The sequence below is a fragment of the Rahnella sp. NRRL B-41462 genome (assembly GCF_003263525.1).
Lineage (GTDB): Bacteria > Pseudomonadota > Gammaproteobacteria > Enterobacterales > Enterobacteriaceae > Rahnella > Rahnella aceris.
On record NZ_JYDF01000015.1, the window covers coordinates 69,942 to 77,983 of the forward strand.

Genomic DNA, 8,042 nt, shown 5'->3' on the forward strand with positions numbered 1-8,042 from the left:
GGGCAAAGAAAAAAGGCAGCAAGGTAACCTTGCTGCCTTTTTCTTTCCTTCCTCAGAAGGATATTCATCAAATACTTTCCCTGTATAGCATCAACGTCCCGGTTTTTCCTTTGCCTTTCAGAGCCTCCGGCTCCGTTCATCCTTAAATCGCGATGCATTTCCCGTGATCCCTGAATGCAATTTTCGTCCCTGTTTCCGTTCTCGCCTTCACCGCGTAAGAAATACTTTACCCGACTGGCACAAAGGCTCAAGATACCCGCCAGCCGTCTTGTCGATTTCATAACGACATCAATTTTATCTTATTGAAATTGAATAACATTAAAAAATTCGGCGACAAAACAAGCGAAATAACCCGCATCATGAATAGCAAATGTCTTACATCATGAAGGCAATTTCCCCCGCCTTCATCTCTGTGGTCCCTTCGCCTCATCATTCGGATTTTAAAAACACGAACGCATCTCGGCTGTGTTGCAGTTATAATCGCCAGCCAGATACTCATGCCTCACGGAGACGCACGCTTTGACCAGCCAAACTTACAACTATCATATGACCCATTTCGTCATGAGCGCCCCGGATATCCGGCATTTGCCATCTGACGCAGGCATTGAAGTCGCATTTGCTGGTCGTTCAAACGCCGGCAAATCCAGTGCGCTGAATACCCTGACACAGCAGAAAAGCCTCGCACGTACCAGTAAAACGCCTGGCCGTACTCAGCTCATCAACCTGTTCGAAGTGAAGCCGGGCATCCGCCTGGTCGACTTGCCGGGTTATGGCTACGCGGAAGTACCGGAAGAAATGAAGCGTAAATGGCAGCGCGCGCTGGGCGAATATCTGCAAATGCGTAACTCCCTCAAAGGTCTGGTTGTGTTGATGGATATCCGCCATCCGCTTAAAGATCTCGATCAACAAATGATTCAGTGGGCAGTTGATGTGGGTACGCCGGTCATGTTGCTGCTGACTAAAGCCGACAAACTGGCTTCAGGCGCACGTCAGGCGCAGATAAAAATGGTCCGTGAAGCGGTGAAAGAATTCATGGGTGATATTCAGGTAGAGGCATTTTCCTCACCGAAGAAAATGGGCGTGGATAAACTGAGTGACAAACTGAACACCTGGTTCAGCGAAATCCCGCCGGAAGTGCAGGAAGAAGAGCTTTCTAACGAAGGCGAATAGTAGCGCCCCGGGAACGGGGAAATGTAAGTAAAGAACAGAAAGGGGTGACCGCAAGGTTGCCCTTTTTTATGGGTATAACGCTATGAAAAATCCAATAAAAAACGCCCCAAACATAAATGCCTGGGGCGGCTAAAATATTCAGCCAAATCCGATTACGTGAAGTAAAAGGTCTGAAAGATAGAACATCTTACCTCTGTACCCTACGAGAGAAACTTTACCCTATTTTCTGACGGGGAAAAAGAACTTTTTGTAGTTTACTTACACAAAAATCGCGGATTATGCGATCACCCTCATGGTATGAGCACATAATCCTGTAGCTTAATTACAAAAAAAGCTTAATAACTATTCACTTAGTGAGCCTGATCCCAGTTTTCGCCAGTGCCCACATCTACTTTCAGTGGAACGGCCAGCGTCATGCTTGCTTCCATAAGATTGCGGATTTTTTCGCTTGCCACTTCCACATCATCTTTATGCACTTCAAACACCAGTTCATCGTGTACTTGCATGATAATGCGAGCACGCGGCGCATCCGGTTGTTTCAGCCAGTCAGCGACGCTTATCATCGCACGCTTGATAATATCCGCAGCCGTTCCTTGCATCGGGGCGTTGATCGCTGCACGCTCCGCACCTTTACGGCGCATGGCGTTACTGGACTTAATGTCTGGCAGATACAGACGGCGACCATCCAGCGTTTCAACGTAACCCTGCTCAGACGCCTGAGTGCGGGTGCGTTCCATGTATTCCAGCACGCCCGGATAGCGCTCAAAGTACAAATCCATATAACGCTGGGATTCTTTGCGCGGAATATTTAGCTGGCGCGACAGACCAAAGGCGCTCATGCCATAAATCAGGCCGAAGTTAATCGCTTTCGCACTGCGGCGTTGCTCACCGGATACTTTCTCCAGCGGCGTACCGAAGACTTCTGCGGCAGTCGCGCGGTGGATATCTTTCCCCTCGGCGAACGCTTTCAGCAAACCTTCATCCTTAGATAAATGCGCCATGATACGCAGTTCAATCTGCGAGTAGTCGGCAGCGAGAATAATGTAGTCTTTCGGCGCGATAAACGCCTGACGGATGCGGCGACCTTCGTCATTACGCACCGGAATATTTTGCAGGTTTGGATCACTGGAAGATAGACGCCCGGTGGCAGTCACTGCCTGATGATAAGACGTGTGCACACGTCCGGACTGCGGATTGATCATCAATGGCAGTTTATCGGTATAGGTCGATTTCAGTTTTGCCAGACCACGATATTCAAGAATGACTTTTGGCAGCGGGTAATCCAGAGCCAGCTCAGCCAGAACTTCTTCATTAGTCGATGGCGCGCCACCCGGCGTTTTCTTCAGAATCGGTAATTTCTGTTTTTCATACAGAATGGCCTGCAATTGTTTGGTCGAAGACAGGTTGAAAGGTTCTTCTGCCAGTTCATGTGCCTTGTTTTCCAGCTCATTCAGACGGATAGCCAGTTCTTTTGAGTGGGCGGCGAGGATATTCTGATCAATCAGAACGCCAGTGCGCTCGATATGAGACAGCACAGGTACCAGCGGCATTTCGATATCCGTGAAAACAGTCTTCAGGGATTCGCTTTCCGCAATCCGAGGCCACAGTGCCTGATGCAATTGTAATGTGACATCAGCATCTTCTGCCGCATAGGGCGCCGCTTGCTCCAGCGCGATTTGGTTGAAGGTCAGCTGGTTCTTGCCTTTACCTGCGATCTCTTCAAAACTGACGGTCTTATGGCCGAGATAGCGATCGGCCAGGCTGTCCATATCATGGCGGCCAGATACGCTGTCGAGCACATAGGACTCGAGCATGGTATCAAAGGCAATGCCTTTTAATTCGATGTCATAACGCAGTAACACGCCGCGGTCGAATTTCAGGTTCTGACCCACTTTCCGCTGCTTTTCATCTTCGAGTATCGGCTTGAGCTGTTTCAATACTTCATCACGATCCAGCTGTACCGGCGCATCCAGATAATCATGAGCAACCGGTAAATAGGCTGCTTTACCTGCTTCTGTAGCAAAAGATAAGCCAATCAGATTGGCGGTCAGCGTATCCAGACCATCCGTTTCTGTATCGAATGCAAACACCTCAGAGCCTTTCAGATAACCGATCCATTCATCCAGCGTCGCCTGATCCAAAATGGTGACGTAACCGTCCTGAGAAAGCTGGTTAGGTTCGATCACTGCTGCTGAAGTTGTGTCTTCAGCCTGTGCGCTTTTCTTCGCTGCTGCCGGCGCTTTACCTGCTGATTTTTTACCGCTCAGCCAGGTACCGGATTCAACATCAGCCAGCCAGCGTTTGAATTCATAGCGACCAAAAAGCTTGTGCAGTTCATCAGCATCAGGTTCAGAAACCGTCAGCTCTGCACAGGTTAAATCCAGCTTCACGTCAGTTTTAATGGTCGCCAGCTGGTAAGAGAGATAGGCGACGTCTTTATTATCAGCGAGTTTGGCGGCCATGGTTTTGGCGCCGCGGAAACTGAGTGTCGATACTTTATCAAGATCGGCATACAACGCATCAAGACCACCAATGCCTTGTAACAAGGCTTGTGCGGTTTTCTCCCCCACGCCCGGCACGCCTGGAATATTGTCCGAGGAGTCACCCATCAGGGCGAGGAAATCGATGATCAGCGAAGGCGGAACACCGTACTTCTCGACAACTTCATCTGGCCCCAGAATCGCGTTGTTCATCGTATTAATTAATGTCACGCCCGGTGTCACGAGCTGCGCCATATCTTTATCACCGGTGCTGATCAGAACAGCATGACCCGCCAGTTCAGCTTCGAGTGCCAGCGTACCGATTACGTCGTCCGCTTCTACACCAGAGACCACCAGCAAAGGCAACCCCATTGCTTTGACCATTTGGTGAAGAGGCTCAATTTGAGAGCGCAGGTCATCCGGCATCGGAGGACGGTGAGATTTATACTGTTCGAAAAGTTCGTCACGGAAGGTTTTGCCTTTCGCGTCAAAAACCACAGCGACATGGCTTGGTGTGTATTGCAGCAATAAACTGCGCAACATGTTAAGCACACCGTACATCGCACCGGTCGGTTCACCCGCAGAGTTGGTCAGCGGAGGAAACGCATGATAGGCGCGATAAAGGTAAGACGAACCGTCTACCAGGATTAAGGGGTTTTCTGCTATCTGGGCCATAACTCTTCTTTATTCGTGATCAGACATGCTCTAAGGATGCCATAGCCAGCGGGAAAGACGAACCTTGAGAGGGAAATTCATTGCGAAGTTGCGAGGGATCTCGAAGGATCATCCTGTGGATAACTTTGTGAATAGTTTTTATAGTAAATTATTATCTGATCATATCCGGAAAATACTCCAGAATTTTAACTACTGGTTTCATCAGGTTATCGGTTTTTTTATGAAATAGTCGTGTAATAGAAGCTTAATAGCTATTGTGGATAGTAATATTTACAGGAAACATTCCGGGCATAAATTATTTATATTTCATAGGGTACTCATTTTGGTTGTTATTTTTTTCAGAAAATATAACGCCAGCCCGAAAGCTGGCGCCGAGATCAAGAATTCTTATTTTTTGGTCGCTAAGAAATTGATCACATCAGAATATTGTTTGACATACATATCCATTGAGCTGGTATCAAGTCCGTCATTTTTAACCATGTATTTCCCATTCACAAATACAGAAGGGACGCCTTGCAGACCCAAATCAGCAGCGGCTTTTTCCTGCTGAACAACCAGTGATTTCACGACGAAGCTGTTAAGTGCGGCATCATAATCTTCTCCCTTAACACCCGCCTGAATAAAGACTTTACGGATATCATCAGCATTTTGTACCGACTGCTGTTTCTGCACAGCATCAAACATCAGCGGGCTGACTTTTTCTTCAACACCCAGAGCAATAGCCACAGCCCATGCCTGAGTTAGTTGCTTACCTAACGGACCTAGGAACTCAACGTGGTATTTAGTGTATTTCACATCTTTTGGCAGGTTCTTACGGATGCTGTCAGAGACATGCCAGACTTGTTCAAACTGGTAGCAGTGCGGGCAATAAAATGAGAAAAACTCGAGTACCTGTGGCTCATTAGCTACGGTTTTATCTAAAGTAACGTATTGCGCGCCATCAGAAAATTGCGCTGCAGATACACTGAAGGCCATAACCATACCAACCAGTGCCAGGAATATCTTTTTCATATAAAGCCTATCTCCATTTAATTAAACTTGAACGTTAATCGTGACTCAATACATTGGCATCAGCCGTAAAGGAGGTGCCTGTAATTTCTTAATTTGCTCAGTGAAAGCCGCTATCTGACCACGCCAAAAATCTTCGTCCTGCATCCAGGGGAAGCTCTTAGGAAATGCAGGATCGTCCCAGCGACGGGCGACCCAGGCCAGATAATAAACCATGCGCATAGCACGCAGCGGCTCCATCAAAGACAGTTCACTGGTATCTAAATCAGCAAACTCTCCATAAGCTTCCAGCAAGATATCTAACTGAAGCCTTTGCTCACTTTGGTCGCCATGTAACAACATCCAGAGATCCTGGATTGCCGGACCATTACGGGCATCATCCATATCCACAAACAGCGGGCCATCTCGCCAGAGAATATTCCCCGGATGGCAATCCCCATGTAAGCGCAAAGGCTGCCAGTCGGTATGCCAGAATTCCCGGGTCGTCGTGATCAGTTTATCTGTCGCAGTTAAAAAAGGCTCTCGCAGGCTTTTGGGGATCAGAGGACACTGCGCCAGGACATCACGTGGTCGGGAAAGGTATTCATCGAGGCCAATTGTCGGGCGTGCGGTGAAGAGACTTTCACTGCCAACCTGATGGATACGCCCGAGGAATCGCCCCACCCATTCCAGCTGATCGAGATTATCTATTTCATACTGACGGCCACCGACGCTTGGAAACACGGTGAACATATAACCCTGGTAGTGATGAAGTGTATCTTTATTAATAGAAAGAGGGGCAACAGCAGGGATTTCAGCATCAGCCATATCACGAGAAAACTGGTGCTCTTCGTGGATTTGTTCTTCACTCCAGCGCTCCGGCCGGTAGAACTTCACTACATAACGTTTTCTGTCTTCTCCCAGAAACTGGTAGACACGATTCTCATAGCTGTTTAAGGCAGTGAGGCCGGACTCAGCAATCAGACCGATACTCTCTAACGCATCAAGGATAAGATCCGGCGACAATGCCTGAAAATTAAAAGCAGAATTGTTCATAACTTCATTCGGGTTAGCCGCACAGAAAAATGACAATGGGAAATAGTATCATCTATTTTTGGCGGTTCGCATGAAGTTCACATAAGTTTACATCAATCTTTAATCACGCCACGGGCACGTAAAAGTGCAGTTTTAAAGTCATCCTCATAATCTTTCTTTAAACCTGGGATTTCAGTCGTGCTGTCAGTTCCGCGCATTTTCAGGTGATAAATCAACATGTCATCACTCAGTTCTCCCAAAGGTCCCTGATAACCACATTCTGTCGCCAGCTTCTGAATAAACTCCATCAGGTTAAGATCGCAATCTTCTTTCCATGCAGGATGCAGCAGTTCGATCAACTCATTTACGCGATGTTCTTTCATGATATTCCCTTTCAACGTAGTTGCAGACCCTAAAAATAACAGGGTTATTTCTTCAGGGAAAGGACAAGCTGACCGGGTAACAGTTAAACCTGCCTGACCGCAAGGTAAGGCGTTACAATGAGCGGAATATAGACATTTTTACAGGTAAATATTATGGGGCAGGATAACATTACCGGCGTGATTTTAGCGGGTGGTCGTTCGAGCAGGATGGGTGAAGACAAAGGGCTGGTCGAAATTAATGGTAAACCCTTATTTGAACATATTGCCGAAAGATTACGCCCACAAGTCGGAGATATTCTCATCAGCTGTAACCGAAACACGAAACGATATGGCCGAAATTTCCAGACGGTCCCTGACATTACACAGGATTTTCAGGGCCCCCTTGCAGGAATGCTTGCCGCATTATCTGCCAGTAAAACCGAGTGGGTACTGTTCGTTCCCTGTGACGTACCAGCCTTTCCGTTAAATCTCACCGAAGCCTTTTTAGCCAACGCGGCCGGGCAACGGGCAGTTTTTGCCTGTGACCCTGAACGCGGGCATCCGACACTTTGTCTGCTGAACCGTAATCTGATTCCAGTACTGGAAACCTATCTCGCAAATGGCGACAGGAAATTAATGATTTTCTTTCATCAGATTGACGCAAAAGCAGTATTGTTCAACGAATCCACAGCGTTTTCCAATCTCAACACGCCTGAAGATGTGTCACATTGGAAAGCTAATCACCACGATATTTTCATATGATAAATCAACAAATTCCCTTGCTTGGGATCGTCGCTCACAGCGGAACAGGAAAAACAACATTGCTGAAGCAGCTTATCCCCTATTTGCGTCAACGTGGTATACGAACCGGTCTGATAAAGCATACACATCATGATGTGGATGTAGATACTCCAGGGAAAGATAGCTTTGAGCTACGTAAAGCGGGTGCAGACCAGACTATGGTTGCCAGCAGCAGCCGATGGGCATTAATGACAGAAATGCCCGAGCAGGATCATCTAAACCTAGACTATCTTGCGACGCGTTTTGACCGCAATAAACTGGATATGATCTTCGTTGAAGGGTTCAAGCATGAAGAGATCGACAAAATTGTGCTGCACAGGGAAGGAACAGGGGGAATATTGGAACAGTTAATTGATATTCATGCTGTTGCTGTGGCTAGTGATTGTCTATCAGAGACTATTTCAACGACAATTAGCGTCTTGAATATAAATAAGATAGAAGACGTTGGAGAATTTGTTATCAGGTGGCTGGAAAATCAGCAAAAACAGTAGTTTTCGATCTTCTGCCATTATCCAAATTCCGCATAGCAAAA

General features: G+C 47.2%; 7 protein-coding genes. 3 read left to right on the forward strand and 4 right to left on the reverse strand.

All coding sequences use genetic code 11. The annotated features are described in order from the left end of the window. The first annotated feature begins 519 nt into the window (after nt 1–519). Entirely contained in the window at nt 520–1,170 is a 651-nt protein-coding gene (gene yihA / locus UC14_RS05545) for a ribosome biogenesis GTP-binding protein YihA/YsxC (protein ID WP_013577657.1), read from the forward strand. A 350-nt stretch (nt 1,171–1,520) separates the two neighbouring features. Here the strand turns inward: yihA and polA are convergent, their stop codons facing one another. The 4 genes from polA to UC14_RS05565 form a co-directional block, all read right to left on the reverse strand. Next, on the reverse strand, nt 1,521–4,325 hold the full coding sequence (gene polA, locus UC14_RS05550; protein WP_112197358.1) for a DNA polymerase I: 2,805 nt from the start codon (nt 4,323–4,325) through the stop codon (nt 1,521–1,523). 387 nt (nt 4,326–4,712) lie between these two features. Further along, nucleotides 4,713–5,336, reverse strand: coding sequence for a thiol:disulfide interchange protein DsbA (gene dsbA / locus UC14_RS05555; RefSeq protein ID WP_013577659.1), 624 nt, complete (start codon nt 5,334–5,336; stop codon nt 4,713–4,715). Nucleotides 5,337–5,381: 45 nt separating this feature from the next. Further along, nucleotides 5,382–6,368, reverse strand: a complete 987-nt coding sequence (locus UC14_RS05560) for a serine/threonine protein kinase (RefSeq protein ID WP_037035574.1) — start codon at nt 6,366–6,368, stop codon at nt 5,382–5,384. Nucleotides 6,369–6,460: 92 nt separating this feature from the next. Then, entirely contained in the window at nt 6,461–6,730 is a 270-nt protein-coding gene (locus UC14_RS05565; RefSeq protein WP_013577661.1) for a YihD family protein, read from the reverse strand. Between the two features lie 153 nt (nt 6,731–6,883). Here UC14_RS05565 and mobA point away from each other — a divergent pair, with 153 nt between their 5' ends. Next, nucleotides 6,884–7,471 (forward strand): molybdenum cofactor guanylyltransferase MobA, encoded by a 588-nt coding sequence (gene mobA, locus UC14_RS05570; protein WP_013577662.1) that lies wholly within the window; start codon nt 6,884–6,886, stop codon nt 7,469–7,471. After that, complete coding sequence (mobB, locus tag UC14_RS05575; protein WP_013577663.1) at nt 7,468–8,001, forward strand: molybdopterin-guanine dinucleotide biosynthesis protein MobB; 534 nt, start codon at nt 7,468–7,470, stop codon at nt 7,999–8,001. Before mobA ends, mobB begins: the two co-directional genes overlap by 4 nt. The last annotated feature ends 41 nt before the right edge of the window (nt 8,002–8,042 follow it).

Coding starts and splice junctions, on each gene's coding strand:
- UC14_RS05565 (WP_013577661.1), bottom strand. CDS start 6,730: ATGAAAGAACATCGCGTAAATGAGTTGATCGAACTGCTGCATCCTGCA.
- UC14_RS05560 (WP_037035574.1), bottom strand. CDS start 6,368: ATGAACAATTCTGCTTTTAATTTTCAGGCATTGTCGCCGGATCTTATC.
- dsbA (WP_013577659.1), bottom strand. CDS start 5,336: ATGAAAAAGATATTCCTGGCACTGGTTGGTATGGTTATGGCCTTCAGT.
- mobB (WP_013577663.1), top strand. CDS start 7,468: ATGATAAATCAACAAATTCCCTTGCTTGGGATCGTCGCTCACAGCGGA.
- polA (WP_112197358.1), bottom strand. CDS start 4,325: ATGGCCCAGATAGCAGAAAACCCCTTAATCCTGGTAGACGGTTCGTCT.
- mobA (WP_013577662.1), top strand. CDS start 6,884: ATGGGGCAGGATAACATTACCGGCGTGATTTTAGCGGGTGGTCGTTCG.